This window comes from Burkholderia sola, from assembly GCF_905400185.1.
Taxonomy (GTDB): Bacteria; Pseudomonadota; Gammaproteobacteria; order Burkholderiales; family Burkholderiaceae; genus Burkholderia; species Burkholderia sola.
In genome coordinates this window covers 2,185,461-2,204,061 of record NZ_FR989675.1, presented here as the reverse complement: position 1 = coordinate 2,204,061, position 18,601 = coordinate 2,185,461, and the positions used below count along the sequence as shown (strand labels likewise).

Annotated in this window: 21 protein-coding genes; 14 read left to right on the top strand and 7 right to left on the bottom strand. The window is 67.0% G+C overall.

The features are described from left to right. Nucleotides 1-264 precede the first annotated feature (264 nt). The 10 genes from KR541_RS10085 to KR541_RS10040 all read left to right on the top strand — a co-directional run bounded on the left by KR541_RS10085 (nucleotide 265) and on the right by KR541_RS10040 (nucleotide 8,965). The gene (locus tag KR541_RS10085) at nucleotides 265-666 is read left to right on the top strand and encodes a DnaJ family domain-containing protein (protein WP_027784729.1); all 402 of its coding nucleotides are present in this window, start codon (nucleotides 265-267) and stop codon (nucleotides 664-666) included. Further along, nucleotides 663-1,259 carry a tRNA adenosine(34) deaminase TadA gene (gene tadA / locus KR541_RS10080; RefSeq protein ID WP_050013321.1) on the top strand — a complete coding sequence of 199 codons (597 nt, stop codon included), beginning with the start codon at nucleotides 663-665 and terminating at the stop codon, nucleotides 1,257-1,259. The genes KR541_RS10085 and tadA overlap by 4 nt, the downstream gene beginning before the upstream one ends. A 103-nt stretch (nucleotides 1,260-1,362) precedes the next feature. Next, nucleotides 1,363-2,301 carry a muramoyltetrapeptide carboxypeptidase gene (gene ldcA / locus KR541_RS10075; RefSeq protein WP_050013320.1) on the top strand — a complete coding sequence of 313 codons (939 nt, stop codon included), beginning with the start codon at nucleotides 1,363-1,365 and terminating at the stop codon, nucleotides 2,299-2,301. A gap of 306 nt (nucleotides 2,302-2,607) precedes the next feature. Then, complete coding sequence (locus KR541_RS10070; protein WP_050013319.1) at nucleotides 2,608-3,312, top strand: GntR family transcriptional regulator; 705 nt, start codon at nucleotides 2,608-2,610, stop codon at nucleotides 3,310-3,312. 149 nt (nucleotides 3,313-3,461) lie between these two features. Then, entirely contained in the window at nucleotides 3,462-4,946 is a 1,485-nt protein-coding gene (locus KR541_RS10065) for an NCS1 family nucleobase:cation symporter-1 (RefSeq protein WP_027809652.1), read from the top strand. Between the two features lie 10 nt (nucleotides 4,947-4,956). Next, nucleotides 4,957-5,748, top strand: coding sequence for an aspartate/glutamate racemase family protein (locus KR541_RS10060; protein WP_050013318.1), 792 nt, complete (start codon nucleotides 4,957-4,959; stop codon nucleotides 5,746-5,748). Between the two features lie 147 nt (nucleotides 5,749-5,895). Beyond that, nucleotides 5,896-6,849 carry an allantoinase PuuE gene (puuE, locus tag KR541_RS10055; RefSeq protein WP_050013317.1) on the top strand — a complete coding sequence of 318 codons (954 nt, stop codon included), beginning with the start codon at nucleotides 5,896-5,898 and terminating at the stop codon, nucleotides 6,847-6,849. Then, nucleotides 6,846-7,367 carry a 2-oxo-4-hydroxy-4-carboxy-5-ureidoimidazoline decarboxylase gene (gene uraD / locus KR541_RS10050; RefSeq protein WP_050013316.1) on the top strand — a complete coding sequence of 174 codons (522 nt, stop codon included), beginning with the start codon at nucleotides 6,846-6,848 and terminating at the stop codon, nucleotides 7,365-7,367. The genes puuE and uraD overlap by 4 nt, the downstream gene beginning before the upstream one ends. A gap of 75 nt (nucleotides 7,368-7,442) precedes the next feature. Beyond that, nucleotides 7,443-8,456, top strand: a complete 1,014-nt coding sequence (gene alc / locus KR541_RS10045; RefSeq protein WP_050013315.1) for an allantoicase — start codon at nucleotides 7,443-7,445, stop codon at nucleotides 8,454-8,456. Further along, nucleotides 8,453-8,965: an ureidoglycolate lyase gene (locus KR541_RS10040; protein WP_050013314.1), complete on the top strand. Its 513-nt coding sequence runs from the start codon at nucleotides 8,453-8,455 to the stop codon at nucleotides 8,963-8,965. The genes alc and KR541_RS10040 overlap by 4 nt, the downstream gene beginning before the upstream one ends. Before the next feature lie 79 nt (nucleotides 8,966-9,044). Here KR541_RS10040 and KR541_RS10035 read toward each other — a convergent pair whose 3' ends face one another. Beyond that, entirely contained in the window at nucleotides 9,045-10,010 is a 966-nt protein-coding gene (locus tag KR541_RS10035; RefSeq protein ID WP_050013313.1) for a LysR family transcriptional regulator, read from the bottom strand. Nucleotides 10,011-10,161: 151 nt separating this feature from the next. On the opposite strand from KR541_RS10035, the gene KR541_RS10030 reads away from it, so the two are divergent. Next, nucleotides 10,162-10,566: a RidA family protein gene (locus KR541_RS10030; protein WP_124630794.1), complete on the top strand. Its 405-nt coding sequence runs from the start codon at nucleotides 10,162-10,164 to the stop codon at nucleotides 10,564-10,566. Between the two features lie 144 nt (nucleotides 10,567-10,710). Next, nucleotides 10,711-11,121 carry an ACT domain-containing protein gene (locus KR541_RS10025; RefSeq protein ID WP_050013311.1) on the top strand — a complete coding sequence of 137 codons (411 nt, stop codon included), beginning with the start codon at nucleotides 10,711-10,713 and terminating at the stop codon, nucleotides 11,119-11,121. Nucleotides 11,122-11,229: 108 nt separating this feature from the next. On the opposite strand, the gene KR541_RS10020 is transcribed toward KR541_RS10025, so the two are convergent. Together KR541_RS10020 and uraH are read right to left on the bottom strand one after the other, a co-directional pair. After that, complete coding sequence (locus tag KR541_RS10020; protein WP_050013310.1) at nucleotides 11,230-12,423, bottom strand: urate hydroxylase PuuD; 1,194 nt, start codon at nucleotides 12,421-12,423, stop codon at nucleotides 11,230-11,232. Between the two features lie 53 nt (nucleotides 12,424-12,476). Continuing rightward, nucleotides 12,477-12,830, bottom strand: coding sequence for a hydroxyisourate hydrolase (gene uraH / locus KR541_RS10015; RefSeq protein WP_089435183.1), 354 nt, complete (start codon nucleotides 12,828-12,830; stop codon nucleotides 12,477-12,479). A 505-nt stretch (nucleotides 12,831-13,335) separates the two neighbouring features. Here uraH and KR541_RS10010 point away from each other — a divergent pair. Further along, on the top strand, nucleotides 13,336-14,748 hold the full coding sequence (locus tag KR541_RS10010) for an 8-oxoguanine deaminase (RefSeq protein ID WP_050013308.1): 1,413 nt from the start codon (nucleotides 13,336-13,338) through the stop codon (nucleotides 14,746-14,748). A 101-nt stretch (nucleotides 14,749-14,849) separates the two neighbouring features. Here the strand turns inward: KR541_RS10010 and KR541_RS10005 are convergent, their stop codons facing one another. Together KR541_RS10005 and KR541_RS10000 are read right to left on the bottom strand one after the other, a co-directional pair. Further along, nucleotides 14,850-15,779, bottom strand: a complete 930-nt coding sequence (locus KR541_RS10005; protein WP_006478550.1) for a LysR substrate-binding domain-containing protein — start codon at nucleotides 15,777-15,779, stop codon at nucleotides 14,850-14,852. 221 nt (nucleotides 15,780-16,000) lie between these two features. Then, nucleotides 16,001-16,210, bottom strand: a complete 210-nt coding sequence (locus tag KR541_RS10000) for a dodecin (protein ID WP_011549586.1) — start codon at nucleotides 16,208-16,210, stop codon at nucleotides 16,001-16,003. 212 nt (nucleotides 16,211-16,422) lie between these two features. Between KR541_RS10000 and KR541_RS09995 the strand changes: the two genes are divergently transcribed. Then, nucleotides 16,423-17,316: an NAD(P)-dependent oxidoreductase gene (locus KR541_RS09995; RefSeq protein WP_176016011.1), complete on the top strand. Its 894-nt coding sequence runs from the start codon at nucleotides 16,423-16,425 to the stop codon at nucleotides 17,314-17,316. A 66-nt stretch (nucleotides 17,317-17,382) separates the two neighbouring features. Here KR541_RS09995 and KR541_RS09990 read toward each other — a convergent pair whose 3' ends face one another. Then, nucleotides 17,383-17,829, bottom strand: coding sequence for a hypothetical protein (locus KR541_RS09990; protein ID WP_006488003.1), 447 nt, complete (start codon nucleotides 17,827-17,829; stop codon nucleotides 17,383-17,385). Nucleotides 17,830-18,162: 333 nt separating this feature from the next. Further along, nucleotides 18,163-18,594, bottom strand: a complete 432-nt coding sequence (mscL, locus tag KR541_RS09985) for a large conductance mechanosensitive channel protein MscL (RefSeq protein ID WP_050013307.1) — start codon at nucleotides 18,592-18,594, stop codon at nucleotides 18,163-18,165. Nucleotides 18,595-18,601: the final 7 nt, after the last annotated feature.

Genomic DNA, 18,601 nt, shown 5'->3' with positions numbered 1-18,601 from the left:
GACGCGCGTCGCATTTTCACGCGATCGACGGCGGCCGGCCGCATCGACGTGGATAAAAAATGGGCCCGGATACGCGTTCCATTTGCACGCGTCCAAACCGCGCTCAGCCTGCTGCTGCGCAGCAGAGCGGCAACTGACGGCGATCGGCGCGCATGCGCGGCGATTCGGCCCCTAAAACCACAATATCGAGCATGTATTCGAAGGGCCTGTCATACCGGCGTCACCCTGCTAGAATTCGCCCTGCCGCATTGTTCCGATTGACTGATGAGACTGCTTGACGCCCTGGTCGAACAACGTATTGCCGCCGCCGCCGCGCGGGGCGAGTTCGACGATTTGCCGGGTACCGGCGCGCCGCAGGCGCTGGATGACGACCTGCTCGTGCCCGAGGAGGTGCGGGTGGCCAACCGTATCCTGAAGAACGCGGGCTTCGTGCCGCCGGCCGTCGAGCAACTGCGCGCGCTGCGCAACCTGCACGACGAAGTGCAGGCGGTCAGCGACCGTGCCGCGCGTTGCCGGCTGCAGGCGAAGATCCTCGCGCTCGACATGGCGCTCGAATCGCTGCGCGGCGGCCCGATGGTGATGCCGCGGGACTACTGCCGGCGCATCGCGGAACGCCTGTGCGAGCGCGGGCTCGACGACGCGCCCGCCGAAGCGGGGACGATGTGACGTCCGACGCGCTGCACGACGCAGCACGCTCTGCAGCCGCCGCGGCCGCTGACCCCGCCGCCGATTCTCCCGTTCACGAAACCGCGCCCGTCGCGGCGCGCGACCTCCATTTCATGCGTCTTGCGCAGGCTGCCGCCGAAGAGGCGCGCGCGGCCGGCGAAGTGCCGGTCGGCGCGGTGCTCGTGCGCGGCGACGAAGTGATCGCCCGCGGCTTCAACCATCCGATCGGCGGGCACGACCCGTCCGCGCATGCCGAAATGGCCGCGCTGCGCATGGCCGCGCAGCAGCTGCAGAATTACCGGATGCCCGGCTGCGAGCTGTACGTGACGCTCGAGCCGTGCCTGATGTGCGCAGGCGCGATCATGCACGCGCGCATCGCGCGGGTCGTCTACGGCGCGGCCGACCCGAAGACGGGCGCGTGCGGCAGCGTGATCGATGCCTTCGCGAATCCGCAACTGAATCACCACACCGAAGTGACCGGCGGCGTGCTCGCCGACGAGTGCGGCGCCGCGCTGAAGTCGTTCTTCGCCGAGCGCCGTCGCGCGCTGCGCGAAGCGCGGCTTGCCCGCGACGCCGAATCCGGCGCGTCATAGGCCGCCGCTCGCCGCGCCCGGCGTCCCGGGCGCGCACGGTTTTCGTGAACCGGACACGGTTCGGTCCCTCTAAGCAGGTTTGACGATCCCGACACCTTTCGCCATGTCCTTCCAGCCCGCCGCGTCCTACACCATCCGCCTGCTGGCGCCGTCCGGCTATCCGCACGACCCCGACGCGATCAACCGCGCGCTCGAGCGCCTCAGCACCGCGCAGCAGCGCATCGAGAACATCGAGGCGACGCAGCGGCGCTTCCAGCGTTTCGGCGGCACCGACGGCGAGCGGGCAGGCGACCTGAACCGCCTCGCCGATCCGGAACGGCCGCTGCCGGACATCGCGCTCGCGGTGCGCGGCGGCTACGGCGCCGCGCGCATCCTGCACGGGCTCGACTATCGCGGGCTCGAACGCCGGTTGCGCGACCAGCCGGTCGCGCTCGTCGGTCACAGCGACTTCACGGCGATTCAACTGGCGCTGTACGCGAAGGCGCGCATCAAGACGTTCGGCGGCCCGATGCTGTCGGCCGACTTCGGCGCGGAAACGCCCAGCGACTTCACGATGCAGCATTTCTGGCAGACGCTGACGCAGTCGAGCACGACGATCGTCGCCGACGCACCGCAGGTGCAGACGGTGAACGTGACGGGCACGCTGTGGGGCGGCAACCTCGCGATCCTCACGTCGCTGGTCGGCACGCCGTACATGCCCGACATCGAAGGCGGCATCCTGTTCATCGAAGACGTCAACGAGCAGCCGTTCCGGATCGAGCGGATGATCTATCAACTGCACCTGTCGGGGCTGCTCGCGCGGCAGCAGGCGCTCGTGCTCGGCCAGTTCACCGGCGCGCGGCCGTTCGAGTACGACAACGGCTACGACATGCAGGCGATGATCGATCAGGTGCGCGCGGTGATGGGCATCCCGGTCATCACGGGGCTCCAGTTCGGTCACGTGCCCGACCTGTTGACGCTGCCGTTCGGGGCACAGGCGCAACTGGTCGCGAATGCGCACGGGTTCCGGCTCACGTTGTCCGACTATCCGCATCTCGGCTGATGCCGGCGCGATCGATCGAAAGGCGGGCTTCCCGCCTTTTTTTTATGTAGATGTGCAACTAACGGTCCGCGTTTTTCGTCGACACCAACACGATCGTCACGCGTTTTTGCACCATTTTTGTCAACAAAATGACCGGGCGGGTATACGACGAGAACGGCCCCCGTCTTGCCTGTCAGGACTGTCATGCATGGATTTCGTGCGCGCCGCACCGAATGGAGACACCCCGGCGCACGCCGATTGTGCGAAATCCTGAAAAAGAATTGTTGACAATCTTTATGTCCACCCTAGGATGAGGACCATCACACGATGCAGATCATGAACGAGCCCGATTCCTCTCCGTCCGGTGCGGCCAGCCCCGAAGCGATCGCCGAGCGGATCCGCACCGCGATCCTCGAGCATCGGCTCGCGCCCGGCGCGAAGCTGACGGAGGCGCAGCTCTGCGACGTGTTCGGCGTGAAGCGCGGGACGATCCGCCAGGCGCTCGCGCAGCTCGCGACCGACAAGCTGGTCGATCTGGAGCCGAACCGCGGCGCATTCGTCGCGAGCCCGACGCTGCAGGACGTGCACGAAGTGTTCGAGATGCGCCGGATCATCGAGCTGGCCGTGGTCGAGCGGCTCGCGACCGGCCCCGGCGCCAGGCGGCTGAAGGGCGTCGCGGCGCTGATCGACAAGGAACGCAAGGCGTTCGAGCGGCACGACTTCGCGGCATGGATCCGGTTGTCGGGCGAATTCCATACGGCGCTCGCGACGCTGATGGGCAATGCGACGCTCAGCGAGTGCCTCGAAGGGCTCGTCGCACGCTCGACGCTGATGTCGGCGCTGTACGAATCGCACGGGCGCAGCCCGTGCTCGTGCGACGACCACGACGAGATCCTCGCCGCGCTGGAGGCGGGCGATCCGAAGCAGGCGGTGACGCTGATGGCGCGCCACCTGCAGCATGTCGAACTGAAGATGCTGGACCGGCCCGCGCAAGGGCAGGTCGATTTGCGCGAAGTGTTCGGCGGCGCCTGAGCGGCGACGCGAACCCGGCCGCGCGCCACACGACGAGAGCAATGCAGGCCTGCGGCGTTTGCCGCGGGCCGCGGGTCCGACTCCGGGCGATGATCCGGGGCGATATCGATGACGGTGGAGCGGCCTTGCGGCCGCGTCAAGGAGAAGTCATGGCTCAGTTCAGTGTGGCGCACGACAGCGCCTATCCGGCGGAAGAAGGCGGCGAGGGCGGCGGTCCGGCACTGCCGGACGGTTACAGCGAACGTTTGTACAACGAAGATTTGGCACCCCTGAAGAATCAGACATGGGGCTCTTACAACATCTTCGCGTTCTGGATGTCGGACGTGCACAGCGTCGGCGGCTACGTGTTCGCGGGCAGCCTGTTCGCGCTCGGGCTGACAAGCTGGCAGGTGCTGATCGCGCTGATCGTCGGCATCGGCCTCGTGAACGCGCTGTGCAACCTGATCGCGCGGCCGAGCCAGCAGATCGGCGTGCCGTATCCGGTCGCGTGCCGCGCGACCTTCGGCGTGCTCGGCGCGAACGTGCCGGCCGTGATCCGCGGGCTGATCGCGATCGCGTGGTACGGCATCCAGACCTATCTCGCGTCGAGCGCGCTCGTGATCGTCGTGCTGAAATTCTTCCCGCAATGGCTGCCGTATGCGGACGTTCATCGCTACGGCTTCCTCGGGCTGTCGGCGGTCGGCTGGGCCGGCTTCATGCTGCTGTGGGTGCTGCAGGCGTTCGTGTTCTGGAACGGGATGGAGACGATCAAGAAGTTCATCGACTTCGCGGGCCCGGCCGTCTATGTCGTGATGTTCATCCTCGCCGGATACATGGTATGGCGCGCGGGCTGGCGCAACATCGGCATCAATCTCGGCGGCGTCAAGTATCACGGCGCGGAAGTGATTCCGGTGATGATCACCGCCGTGTCGCTCGTCGTGTCGTACTTCTCCGGGCCGATGCTGAACTTCGGCGATTTCTCGCGCTACTGCCGCTCGTTCGGCGACGTGAAGCGCGGCAATTTCTGGGGGCTGCCCGTCAACTTTCTCGCGTTCTCGCTCGTCACGGTGATCACTACCGCCGCGACGCTGCCGGTGTTCGGCGAACTGATCACCGACCCGGTCGCGACGGTCGGCCGCATCGACCATCCGACCGCGGTGATCCTCGGTGCGCTGACCTTCACGATCGCGACGATCGGCATCAACATCGTCGCGAACTTCGTGTCGCCGGCGTTCGACTTCTCGAACGTCGCGCCGCGCCTGATCAGCTGGCGCGCGGGCGGGATGCTCGCGGCGGTCGCATCGATCTTCATCACGCCGTGGAATCTGTTCAACAACCCGGCCGTGATCCACTACACGCTCGACGTGCTCGGCGCGTTCATCGGCCCGCTGTACGGCGTGCTGATCGCCGATTTCTACCTCGTCAAGCGCGGCCGCCTCGTGCGCGACGACCTGTACACGATGTCGGAAAGCGGCGCCTACTGGTACACCGGCGGCGTGAACCGCCGTGCGCTGGCCGCGCTGCTGCCGGCCGCGGTGATCGCGGTTGTCTGCGTGATGGTGCCGGGCTGGCAGGCCCTCGCGAATTTCTCGTGGTTCATCGGCGCGGGGCTCGGCTTCGTGTTCTATCGGCTGCTCGCGAGCGCGAAGGCGTGAGGAGCATGCGATGAAGATCCGACTGATCAATCCGAATACGACGCAGCGGATGACCGATGCGATGGGCCGCTGCGCACGCGAGGTCGCGGCTGCCGGCACGGAGATCGTGGCCGTGAGTCCGCCGATGGGGCCGCCGTCGATCGAAGGCTATTACGACGAGGCGCTCGCGACGCCTGGCCTGCTTGCCGAGGTCGCGCGTGGCGAGCGCGACGGCTGCGACGCGTACGTGATCGCGTGTTTCGGCGATCCGGGCCTCTACGCGGCGCGCGAGCTTGCGCGCGGGCCGGTGATCGGCATCGCCGAGGCCGCGATGCATGCGGCGAGCGTGCTCGCGCCGGGCTTCTCGGTCGTCACGACGCTCGCGCGCACCTGCGGGATGGCATGGCACCTCGCGGAGCGCTACGGGATGAAGCGGTTCTGCCGCAACGTGCGCGCGACCGACGTCGCGGTGCTCGAACTCGACCGGCCCGGCTCGGCCGCGCGCCGGATCATCGTCGACGAATGCCGGCGCGCGCTCGACGAGGACGGCGCCGACGCGATCGTGCTCGGCTGCGCGGGGATGGCCGAATTCGCGCACGAGATCGAGCAGCAGATCGGCGCGCCGGTGGTCGAGGGCGTCACGGCGGCCGTGAAGTGGGCCGAGGCGCTCGTTGCGCTGCGACTCGCAACCGCGAAGCGCGGCGATTATGCGCGGCCGCTGCCGAAGCGCTACGACGGCGAATTCGCACGCTTCAGCCCGCCGGGCGGGGATGCGGCGGAGCCTCCGCCGAATTTGCCGCAATCGCACATACACACCGTCTGACATGCACTATCTGCGCCGCTGTATGGGCGCGTATCAACGTTTTCGCTACACTGGGCCGTCATCGCATCGGCTCGCGGGGCCGGCCCACGGCACCGCGCGGTCGATGCGAACCCATTATTCCAGCCCGCTCTCGTTGCATTCCGAACCATGTCACTCGATCCCAACTATCCTCGCGACCTGATCGGCTACGGCCGCCATCCCGTGCAGGCGAACTGGCCCGGGCGCGCCCGCGTCGCCGTGCAATTCGTGCTGAACTACGAGGAGGGCGGCGAGAACTGCGTGCTGCACGGCGATCCGGGCTCCGAGCAGTTCCTGTCCGAAATCGTCGGCGCGGCCGCGTATCCGGACCGCCACATGAGCATGGAGTCGATCTACGAATACGGGTCGCGGGCCGGCGTGTGGCGCATCCTGCGCGAATTCGAGAAGCGCGGGCTGCCGCTGACGGTATTCGGCGTCGGCATGGCGATCGAGCGTCATCCGGAGCTCGCGCGGGCATTCGTCGAGCTCGGCCATGAAATCGCGTGCCACGGCTGGCGCTGGATTCACTACCAGAGCATGACGCCGGAACTCGAAGCCGAGCACATGCGCCTCGGGATGGAAGCGATCGAGCGCGTGACGGGCGAGCGTCCGCTCGGCTGGTACACGGGCCGCGACAGCCCCAACACGCATCGCCTCGTCGCCGAATACGGCGGCTTCCTGTACGACTCGGACAACTACGGCGACGACCTGCCGTTCTGGATGGACGTCGAGGTGTCGGGCGGCCGCACGTCGCCGCAACTGATCGTGCCGTACACGCTCGACACGAACGACATGCGCTTCGCGACGCCGCAGGGCTTCAACACCGGCGACCACTTCTTCCAGTACCTGCGCGACGCGTTCGACGTGCTGTACGCGGAGGGCGACGAAGCGCCGAAGATGCTGTCGATCGGCATGCATTGCCGGCTGCTCGGCCGGCCGGGCCGGTTCCGCGGGCTGCAGCGGTTCCTCGATCACATCGAGCAGCACGATCGCGTATGGGTGACGCGCCGTGTCGATATCGCGCGTCACTGGCGTGAACATCATCCGTATCAGCCCAATCATCGAAACGAAGGGAAAGCATGAAGGCGATGCGCTACACGTTGGAACAACTGAATACGATGGCGCCGAGCGCATTCGTCGCGGCGCTGTCGGGGATCTTCGAACATTCGCCGTGGGTGGCCGAGGTCGCCGCGGGCAAGCGGCCGTTCGCGAGCATCGACGCGCTGCACGAGACGATGTCGGACGCGGTGGAAACCGGCGGCGAAGCGCGCCAGCTCGCGCTGATCAACGCCCACCCGGAGCTGGCCGGCAAGGCCGCCGTGCGCGGCGAGCTGACGGCCGAATCGACCCGCGAGCAGAGCGGCGCGGGCCTCGACCAGTGCACGCAGGAAGAATTCGACAAGCTGCTGACGCTGAACCGCACGTATCGCGAGAAATTCGGCTTCCCGTTCATCCTCGCGGTGCGCGGCTATGACCGCCACGGCATCATCGCGAACTTCGAGTCGCGCGTGAATCATTCGCGCGACGACGAGCTGCGTGCGAGCCTTGACCAGATCTACCGGATCGCGCGCTTTCGCCTCGACGACCTGATCGACGCCTGACACCGCCGCCTGACACCGCAATACGGCCCGCTGCGTCGCGGCGGTCCGATCGTCTCACTGAAACAAGGAAACATCATGGCTGTTCCGCTTCTCGATCCGAACGCACCCGATTTCACGCGGCGCTACGTGAATCTTGCCGACCCGCGTCTCGGTGCGCAGGCGCTCGAGGCCAGCGACGATTTCTTCGCGCCGAAGGACCGGATGCTGAACCCCGAGCCGGCCGTCTTCATCCCCGGCAAGTATGACGACCACGGCAAGTGGATGGACGGCTGGGAAACGCGCCGCAAGCGCACGACCGGCTATGACTGGTGCATCGTCAAGCTTGCGCGCCCGGGCGTGATCAAGGGCTTCGACATCGACACGAGCCACTTCACCGGCAACTTCCCGCCGGCCGCATCGATCGAGGCCGCGTTCGTGGCCGACGGCGCGCCGACGCACGCGACCGAGTGGGTCGAAATCGTCCCGTCGACGACGCTGCAAGGCAACAGCCATCACTACGTCGAAGCGAGCGACGCGCGCGCGTTCACGCATCTGCGCGTGAACATCTATCCGGACGGCGGCATCGCGCGCCTGCGCGTGTACGGCCAGCCGCAGCTCGACTGGGCCGGCGCGAGCGCGACCGAGCAGTTCGACCTCGCGGCGACGGAAAACGGCGGTTACGTGGTGGCGGCGAACAACCAGCACTTCGGCGTCGCGTCGAACCTGTTGCTGCCGGGCCGCGGCGTGAACATGGGCGACGGCTGGGAAACCCGCCGCCGCCGCGAGCCGGGCAACGACTGGGCGATCATCGCGCTCGCGCAGCCGGGCGTGATCCGCAAGATCGAAGTCGATACCGCGTTCTTCAAGGGCAACTACCCGGATCGCTGCTCGATCCAGGCCGCGTATGTATCGGGCGGCACCGACAGCTCGCTGATCACGCAGTCGATGTTCTGGCCGGTGCTGCTCGGCGAACAGAAGCTGCAGATGGACAAGCAGCACTACTTCGAACGGGAGATCGCGTCGCTCGGTCCCGTCACGCACGTGCGACTGAACATCATTCCGGACGGCGGCGTGTCGCGCCTGCGTCTGTGGGGGACGCTCGACAAATGAAGACGCTTGTCATCGAACCGCTGACCAGGGAAGCGTTTGCGCCGTTCGGCGACGTGATCGAAACGGCAGGGGCGAAGCAGATCCCGATCAACCTCGGCACGACGATCCGCTTTCACGATCTCGCGAAAGTCGACGTGACCGATGAGGGCGGCCGCCCGCTCGTCAACCTGTTCCGCGGCCAGCCGCGCACGCTGCCGTTCGAAGTGAAGATGCTGGAGCGACATCCGCTCGGCAGCCAGGCGTTCGTGCCGCTGAACGACCAGCCGTATCTCGTCGTCGTCGCGCCCGCGGGCGAGCTCGATCCGGCGAAGATCCGCGCGTTCGTGACGCGCGGCTGGCAGGGCGTGAACTATGCGAAGGGCGTGTGGCATCACCCGCTGATCGCGTTGGGTGGCGTCAGCGATTTCATCGTCGTCGATCGCGGCGGGGACGGGCTGAACCTGAACGAGCAGGATCTGCAGGAGTCGCTGTGGCTCACCGAGGATGCGCTCGATGCGGTGACGGCCTGAGTCAGGCTGATCGTCCGTCTGTCGAAACCCGCGCGGCCTGCGCGGGTTTTTTATATGCACTCGTTGGCTCGCTCGCGAATCAGGTTGCCGCGGCCTTGCGCATATTGCGCGAACCGTTGCCGCCGCGCTGCCGATTCGCGACCGGCGCATGTTGCGCCATCAGCTCGGCGACCCAGTCGACGAACACGCGCAGCTTCGCGCTGACGTGCCGGTTCGGCGGGAACGCGACATACATCGGCATCGGTTCGAGTTGCCATGGTTCGAACAGCGGCACCAGTTCGCCGCTCGCGCGATACGCGGCGGCCATGTAGTCGGGCAGCCACAGGATGCCGAGCCCCGCGAGGCCGGCTTCGAGGTACGCATTGCCGTCGTCGACCGCGAGCACGTAGCGCCCGCGCACATTGACCTGCTCGCCGTCGCGCTCCATCGCGAACGGCAGCGTCTTGCCGGTGCGCGCCCACAGAAAGCCGACGACCCGATGATGCGTATCTTCGAGTTCGGCCGGATGCGACGGCGTGCCGGCGCGCGCGAGATAGGCGGGCGACGCGTACACGCCGAGCCGCAGGTCGCCGATGCGGCGCGCGACCAGTGCGCGGTCGGTCGGTTCGCCGCCGCGCACGACGCAATCGACGTTCTCGCCGATCACGTCGACCACGCGGTCGCTCACGCCCATGTCGAGCTGGATGTCCGGATAGCGCGCATGGAACGCGGGCAGCGCGGGGATCAGGATCAGGCGCGCGAACGGAGTCGGCACGTCCACGCGCAGCCGCCCGCGCGGCGACGCCGACGCCGCGGACAGGCTCGTTTCGGCATCGTCCATGTCGGCCAGCAGCCGCACGACGCGCTCGTAGTACGCGGCGCCGTCGGCGGTGACGACGACCTTGCGCGTCGTGCGGTTGAACAGCTTCACGCGCAGCCGCGCTTCGAGCTGCTGCACCAGTTGCGTGACGGTGGTGCGGCTCATGTGCAGCGTGTCGGCTGCCTTCGTGAAGCTGCCGGCTTCCACCACGCGGGCGAACGCCTGCATTGCGTCGAATCGATCCATCGGTCGGAGCTCCGCGTCGGTCGCAGATTGTTTGGAATGCGCAAACAGTGTTGGACAGGGTTGCCGGTTTATCCGCCGCGCAACGGTCCTTAAAGTGCCTCCATCGTTGATGCAAGGGCATGTCGCCCGACAAGACCGATGGAGGTGTCGAATGGCAAAGCGTAGCGTAGTTTTTCCGCCGGGTCGCCAGGCGCTGTATGACCGCAACCGTTATTCGCCGGGGCTGCGCTCGAACGGCTTCCTGTTCGTATCCGGGCAGGTCGGCAGCCGCGAGGACGGCTCGCCCGAGCCGGAACTGGGCGCGCAGGTTCGTCGCGCGTTCGACAACCTGAATGCGGTGCTGCGCGCGGCCGGCTGCACGTTCGACGATGTCGTCGACGTGACGGTGTTCCTCGTCGACCCCGAAGCGACGTTCGAGCGGGTCTGGGAGATCGTCCCCGAATACTGGGGCGACGCACCGCATCCGACGCTGACCGCCGTCGGCGTGACCTGGCTGTACGGGTTTCAGTTCGAGATCAAGGCGATCGCGCGGTTGCCGGAGACGGTCGACGGGTGAGCGGGGCGCCTCGTGCGACCGTTCGACGTGAGCGTCGACGTGGCGCCCGCGCCCGCGGACGAAGTCGCGATGGTGCACGTGTAGCGCGTGCTATCGTGCCCGCATCGCCACCACATGACGTCCGGTTCCCGGCGCGATCTTCCGATGAGCCAGCCTGAAAACGACCTCGCGGTCCTGCTGCGCACGATGCAGCCCGAACTGCATCCGGGTGCATTCGCATTCATCGCGCTACCGCACGCCGCAGACGTATCGTTATCCGAAGTGATTGCGACGTTCCGCGAAGCGGAGGGGGTGACGGTCGTGGTCGACGAGGAGACGGCCGCGCGCCGCGGCTGGCCGGTGCTGTTCCGCGCCGCGTGGATCACGCTGACCGTGCATTCCGACCTCGCGGCCGTCGGCCTCACGGCCGCGTTCGCGCGGGCGCTCGGCGCGGCCGGCATCAGCTGCAACGTGATGGCCGCCGCTTACCACGATCACATCTTCGTGCCGTTCGTCGACGGCCCGCGTGCACGCGATGTACTCGTCGCACTGCAGCGCGACGCGATGCGCGGCTGACACGCGAAAGGCATTCCTCCGCGTGGGCAAAAAAACGGGCCCGTGTGACCGGGCCCGCGAACGGAGAGAATGGCGCCGGCGAATGACTTCCGGCGCCCGGCGGGCGGCTTACTTGACCGCGCCGCCCTCGAACCAGGCGGCGAGCTTCGTCCGCTCGTCGTCGGTCATGTGCGTGACGTTGCCGATCGGCATCGCCTTCAGGCGCACGGCCTGGTCGTAGATGCGCTGCGCGTTCTTCGACACTTCGTCCGGCGTATCGAACATCACGCCCGCCGGTGCGCTGCCCATCAGCGTCGGCTTGGCCGAGTGACACTCGACGCAGCGCTGCTGCAGGATCGGCATGATGTCGTTGATCGCGATCTTCGGTGCGTTGGCCGCTTGCGCTTCCGGCGCGACCGGTTTTGGCATCGTCCACACCAGCGCGCCCGACAGCAGCGCGACGCCGCCGATCGGCAGGTACCACAGCTGCTTGCCGCGGTGACGCATCACGAAGAACTGGCGAATCAGCGCGCCGGCCAGCATGATCAGCACGAGCACGACCCAGTTGAACTTGTTCGTGTACGTCATCGCATAGTGGTTCGACAGCATCGCGAACACGACCGGCAGCGTGAAGTACGTGTTGTGCACCGAACGCTGCTTGCCGCGCTTGCCGTAGATCGGGTTCGGTTCTTCGCCCTTGAGCATCTTGTCGACCATCTTGCGCTGGCCCGGGATGATCACGAAGAACACGTTCGCCGACATGATCGTCGCGAGCATCGCGCCGACGATCAGGTAGGCGGCTCGGCCCGAGAAGATGTGGCACGCGAGGTACGCGGCGGCGACGACGTACAGGCCGACGCAGATGCCGAGCACGCGGTCGTTGGTGCCGAGCAGGCGACACAACGAGTCGTACACGATCCAGCCGGCCGCGAGGAAGCCGAGTGCGGACGCGACGGCGACGACCGGGCCCATGTCGAGCACGTTCTTGTCGATCAGGTACGTGTTCGGCGCAAGCAGGTACAGCACGAAGAACAGCGTGAAGCCCGACAGCCACGTCGTGTACGACGGCCACTTCGACCAGTGCAGGTCATCGGGCATTTCCGGTGGCGCGACCGTGTATTTCTGCATGTTGTAGAAACCGCCGCCGTGGACGTGCCACAGCTCGCCGAACACCCCGCGCTTGCGCTGGTTCGGGTCGGTCGGCGGTTTCAGGCTGTTGTCGAGCGCGACGAAATAGAACGACTCGCCGATCCACGCAATGGCGACGATGACGTGCAGCCATCGCAGTGCGAGGTTCAGCCAGTCGGTGATGAAGCCTTCCATGAAACTCCTCCAGACTCAGATCGTTTGTCTTGATGCAGGTGCTGATTCGAATGTCAGCTGCCGCGATAAGTGCTGTACGACCACGGCGACACGAGCAGCGGCACGTGGTAGTGCGAGCCGACGTCGGCGATGCCGAAGCGCAGCACGACGCGGTCGACGAAGCGGGGTTCGGGCACCTTCACGCCGAGCGCCGCGAAGTAGTCGCCGGCATGGAACACGAGTTCGTATTCGCCGGCGGCGAGTGCCGCGCCTTCGAGCAGCGGTTCGTCGCAGCGGCCGTCGCTATTGGTCAGCACGGTCTTGATCGCGCGGCGCGATTCGCCGTCCAGCGCGTAGAGGTCCACCTTGATGGCGGCGCCGGGGCGACCGTGCGCCGTATCGAGTACGTGGGTAGTGAGCTTTCCCATTCGTTGTTCCTTGTGTGAATGCGAGGTTCGGCGGCGACTCGATCCATGACTGTGCGGCGGATCGAGGCTCCACGTCACGTGGCTACATACCCGTCGGCGAGCGTGAAGCGAGCGCCGTGCAGGCATTGTAAAAAGGTTCCCCGTGCAAATACGTGCGCGATATCGAAGATAATGCGCCGCGCATGAGCGGCTGTCGACGGCCCGCCGGACAGGGCCGAGCGCACCGATGCCGGGCACGCGCGGGGCGTCGGGCGGCGTACCATACCGAATCCCTGAAGCACGGTATTCGCGATCGTGTATTGTGCGCGGCGCGCGCTTGGGCGATCCTCCCGCCGTGCGCGTCGGCCGGTGGCCGCGCGTACCCCGAAGACGGCGAGCACGCCGGGTAACCGGGCCAGGGCGTTCGAACGGACGCAGGCACCGGGACGTGCCGCGATTCAGCGTTCGAACGGCTGTGTGACCGCTTCCAGGACAGCCCCTGGAGGCAGACCGACGCGGAGAACGCATGAATCTCGAGCAGCACGCCGGCGCACGCGCGCCGACCCCTTCCTCATCCCGCCCGACGACCCTGCTGGTCAAGCACGCCGACGTGCTCGTGACCATGGACGACACGCGCCGCGAACTGCGCGACGCGGGGCTCTACATCGAAGACAACCGGATCGTCGCGGTCGGCCCGAGCGCCGAGCTGCCCGACACGGCCGACGAAGTGCTCGACCTGCGCGGCCACCTCGTGATCCCGGGGCTCGTGAACACGCACCATCACATGTACCAGAGCCTCACGCGCGCGGTGCCGGCCGCGCAGAACGCCGAACTGTTCGGCTGGCTGACGAACCTGTACCGGATCTGGGCGCACCTGACGCCCGAGATGATCGAGGTGTCGACGCTCACCGCGATGGCCGAGCTGCTGCAGTCGGGCTGCACGACGTCGAGCGACCATCTGTACATCTACCCGAACGGCAGCCGGCTCGACGACAGCATCGGCGCCGCGCAGCGGATCGGCATGCGCTTTCATGCGAGCCGCGGCGCGATGAGCGTCGGCCAGCGCGACGGCGGGCTGCCGCCCGATTCGGTCGTCGAGCGCGAGCCCGACATCCTGCGCGACGCGCAGCGCCTGATCGAGACCTATCACGACGACGGCCGCTACGCGATGCTGCGTGTGGTGGTCGCGCCGTGCTCGCCGTTCTCGGTGAGCCGCGAGCTGATGCGCGACGCGGCCGTGCTCGCGCGCGAATACGGCGTGTCGCTGCACACGCACCTCGCGGAGAACGTCAACGACATCGCGTACAGCCGCGAGAAGTTCGGGATGACGCCCGCCGAATATGCGGAAGATCTCGGCTGGGTCGGCCACGACGTGTGGCATGCGCACTGCGTGCAGCTCGACGATGCGGGCATCGGCCTGTTCGCGCGCACCGGCACGGGGGTCGCGCATTGCCCGTGCTCGAACATGCGATTGGCGTCCGGCATCGCGCCGGTGAAGAAGATGCGGCTCGCGGGCGTGCCGGTCGGGCTTGGCGTGGACGGTTCCGCGTCGAACGACGGCGCGCAGATGGTGGCCGAGGTACGTCAGGCGCTGCTGCTGCAACGGGTCGGTTTCGGGCCCGACGCGATGACCGCGCGCGAAGCGCTCGAGATCGCGACGCTCGGCGGTGCGAAGGTGCTGAACCGCGACGACATCGGCGCGTTGAAGCCGGGCATGGCCGCGGATTTCGCCGCGTTCGACCTGCGTCAGCCGCTGTTCGCGGGCGCGCTGCACGATCCGGTCGCGGCGCTCGTGTTCTGCGCGCCGTCGCAGACGGCGTACACGGTGGTGAACGGGAAGCTGGTGGTGCGGGAAGGGCGCCTTGCGACGCTCGATCTGCCGCCGGTGATCGAGCGTCACAACGCGCTGGCGCAAGCACTCGTGGAAGCGTCGCGCTGACGCGTCGGCGGGGAGGTCGCGCCGCACGTCGCGCGGCCGTTGCCGTCACACCCGCCGCGCAACGGCGTGCCCGGCGGGCGCGTGGCGCGCGCCGTATGCGATTACGCCTCGATCAGCGTGCGGGTGGCCTCGGCGACGAGGCTGCGCAGCCAGCGCACTTCGTCGGAGTAATGGCAGCGCTCGTGCCACAGCTGGTAGTACTGCATCGGCGGGAAGTCGAGCGGCGCCGGCACGACGGACAGCGGCAGGAACTTCGCGTAGTGATCGGCGAACAGCCGCGTGGTCGTGAAGATCAGGTCCGACTTCACGAGCACGTAAGGCGCGAGGTTGAAGTACGGCAGCGTGACGACCACGTGGCGCTTGAGCCGTTCGCGCGCGAGATGCACATCGATCGCGCCGCGCTGGCCGACCGAGTACGGCGTCGGCGCGAGATGCGGCGCGTTCAGGTACTGGTCGAGCGTGAGCCCGCCGCGCTTCGCGAACGGATGCGTGTTGCTCATCAGGCAGACGATTTCGTCGACGAACAGGTTCGACAGGTGCAGCTGCTCGGGCGGTTCGGGCCAGTTGCCGACGACGATGTCGAGCTTGCCGTCTTCCAGCGCGAGCTCGTAGTCGAACGCGGGGCCGAGCGAATGGAACTCGAGCGTCGCATTCGGCGCGGCCAGGCGGAAGCGTTCGACGACGGTCGGTACGAACAGCACGTTCAGGTAATCGGGGCAGCCGATCCGGTAGCAGCGGATCGACGTGGCCGGGTCGAAGTTGTGCTGCTGAAACTTGATGCGCTCGATTTCGCGCAGCGCGTTCTGCACGGGCTCGAGCAGGCGCAGCCCGTATTCGGTCGGCACCATGCCGGATTTGCCGCGCACCAGCAGCGGATCGCCGGTGATGTCGCGCAGGCGGCGCAGCGCGGCGCTGATCGCCGGTTGCGATTGGTTCAGTTTGACGGCCGCGCGCGTGACGCTGCGCTCCATCAACAAGGTGTGCAAGACGCGCAAGAGGTACGTGTCGATCGCCTCGCGTTGCTGACTCATGTTATCTCCGGTTTATATGGCTGGGCTGATCGAGGAATGGGGTGGGTATATCGTTTTTAATATGAACGAAAATCAGCGTCAAGAGATGGATACCCGCGGCTACCCGCCGGCCGGGCCTCGACAAGGGGCCGGAACGGGGCGAAATGCAGGCGAGCGCAGCGCCGCACGGATGCGCATTGCACGCATCCGGTGGTGGGGCGTCGCGTGGCGCGTGCGGCGCGTCAGTCGTCGATACGCATGCCGACCTTCAGCGTGACCTGCCAGTGCACGACCTGGTCGCCTTCGATGTGGCCGCGCGTTTCGGTCACCTGGAACCAGTGCAGGTTGTGCAGCGTCTTGCCGGCTTTCGAGATCGCGTTGCGGATCGCGTCGTCGCTCGATTGCTGCGACGAACCGGTCAGTTCGATCAGCTTGTACACGTGGTCGCTCATGATGCGCTCCCTGGGATATCGGTCTGTATTGCCGGGGCAACGCGCGGTCCCGAAGCGGTTCCGCTACGGTTCCGCTACGGTCCCGCTACGGTCCCGCTACGGTCCCGCTACGGTCCCGCTACGGTCCCGCTACGGTCCCGTGCATGCCCGGCTTCTTGAGTGATAGGTATGATGGGCGGCAACTGCAACCCATATCGGAGATGAGGCGCATCGTGGAGGTCGGATTTTGCGGACCAGGATTGATGGGCGCGCCGATGATTCGGCATTTGCTGGCGGCCGGGCATCGCGTGAGCGTATGGAATCGCTCGCGCGACAAGGCCGACGCGCTGGTGAAGGACGGCGCGCAGGTGGCGGGCATGCCGCACGAGCTGGCCGAGCGCGTCGAGACGGTGTTCGTGTGCGTGCTCGACGGCCGGGCGGTCGGCGACGTCGTGTTCGGCGAGCACGGGCTGCTTTCCGGCGACGCGAACGCGCGCCGCCTGCGACGCATCGTCGATCATTCGAGCATTCCGCCCGCCGCCACGCGCGACTACGCGGCGCGCGCGGCCGCGCTCGGGGTCGGCTGGGTCGATGCGCCGGTGTCCGGCGGCGTGCCGGGCGCGCAGGCCGGCACGCTCGCGGTGATGGCCGGCGGCCGCGCGGCCGATCTCGACGCGGTGCGCGCGCTGATCGACACGTACGCGTCGCGCATCACGCACATGGGCGATGCCGGCGCGGGCCAGACGGCGAAGCTGTGCAACCAGGCGATCGTCACCGCGACGGTCACCGCGATCGCCGAGGCGGTCGGCCTCGCGCAGGCGAGCGGCATCGACGCCGCGCGTCTGGCCGAGGCGCTGGCCGGCGGCTGGGCCGATTCGGTGCTGCTGCAGACGTTCGTGCCGCGCATGACGTCGGGCGGTCATCCGCCGATCGGCGCGCTCAGTACGTTCCAGAAGGATGTCGATGCCATCGCCGACGCCGCGCGCGACACCGGCGCGGTGATGCCCGTGTCGGCCACCGTGCAGCAGGTGCTCAGGCTCGGCGCCGCGCAGGGACTCGCCGGCGCAGATTTCGCCGCGTTCATCGACATCGTGCGGCCGGGCAACGGCCGCCAGCAGGCGTCGTGACGGGCAAGCGGGGCGTGTGAATGGCAGATGGGCCGCCCGGAGGCGGCCCATCGAATGACTGGCGGATCAGCCGAGCGAGCGGGGTGTCGTGTCGCCCGCGTTCTGACGGCCGAGGCCGCCGCGCAGGCTCGCCTTCGTGCCTGCACCAAACTCGGGCAGGATGCGCGCCCGCGCCCGGCTGGCGAACACGAGGAAGCCGAAGCCGTTCGCTTCGTACCAGTATCCGCCGTTCTCGAGGCCGTCGAGCGGCTGCTCGAGCGCATTCGCGATCGATTCGATGCAGCGCTTGCGCAGCTCGGCGATGGCCGGATAGGGCGGCTGCGCGCCGCGCACGCTGCACAGAAGCACGTCGAGGCCCGGCAGCACGTGCGCATAGAGGACGGGTTCGTCCTGCGCGCGAGCGCGGGCAATCTTGGTGTCGAGCTGGGCAAACGGCTTCGAGTGGCGCAAGACCGCGAGGAACGACTCCTGGCCATCCTGCGGCGCACGCCGACGTTTTTTCGGGAAGGACATAAACACTCGCCTCAAAAACAATTGCAAGAAATGCGGCACTTTCATGCGACCCACTCCCGGCTATGTACGCCGCATGTCGATCCTTTATAGCACACGAAAATGCTGCATTCGTGCAGTACGACGATCAATGTCTCCCGTCGACCTGCTCGCCATGATCGACACAGCCAGCGTCTTGGCGCCCGTACTGTCGTTTAGTCTCCATCATAGACCTGCTTTTCCCGCGCGTGCATTCGCTCGTCACAAAAAAGTGAGATACGCCGCATGCGGCGGTGCATCGCATGCGCAATAAAAAGGCCCGCGCGGGGCGGGCCTGGCTGGCGGAGCGTGTCGCGGTCAGCGCTGCTTGAGCGAATCGCGGATCTCGCGCAGCAGCACGATGTCTTCCGGCGTCGCGGCCGGCGCGGCTTCGTCCGGCTTGCGCAGCTTGTTGATGAATTTCACCATCAGGAAAATGATGAACGCAAGGATCACGAAATTGATCGCCACGGTGATGAACGAGCCGTAGCCGAATGCGGCGACGCCCGCGGCCTGCAGGTCCTTGAACGAATCGGGATTACCCTTGAACGACGGCGGGATGGTGCCGAGCAGAACGAACTTGTTCGAGAAATCCAGGCCGCCGGTCAGCACGCCGATGACCGGCATGATGAGGTCCTTCACGACCGAGTCGACGATCTTCGAGAACGCGCCACCGATGATCACGCCGACGGCGAGATCCATCACGTTGCCCTTGACGGCGAACTCCTTGAATTCCTTGATGATGCTCATGAGCGGC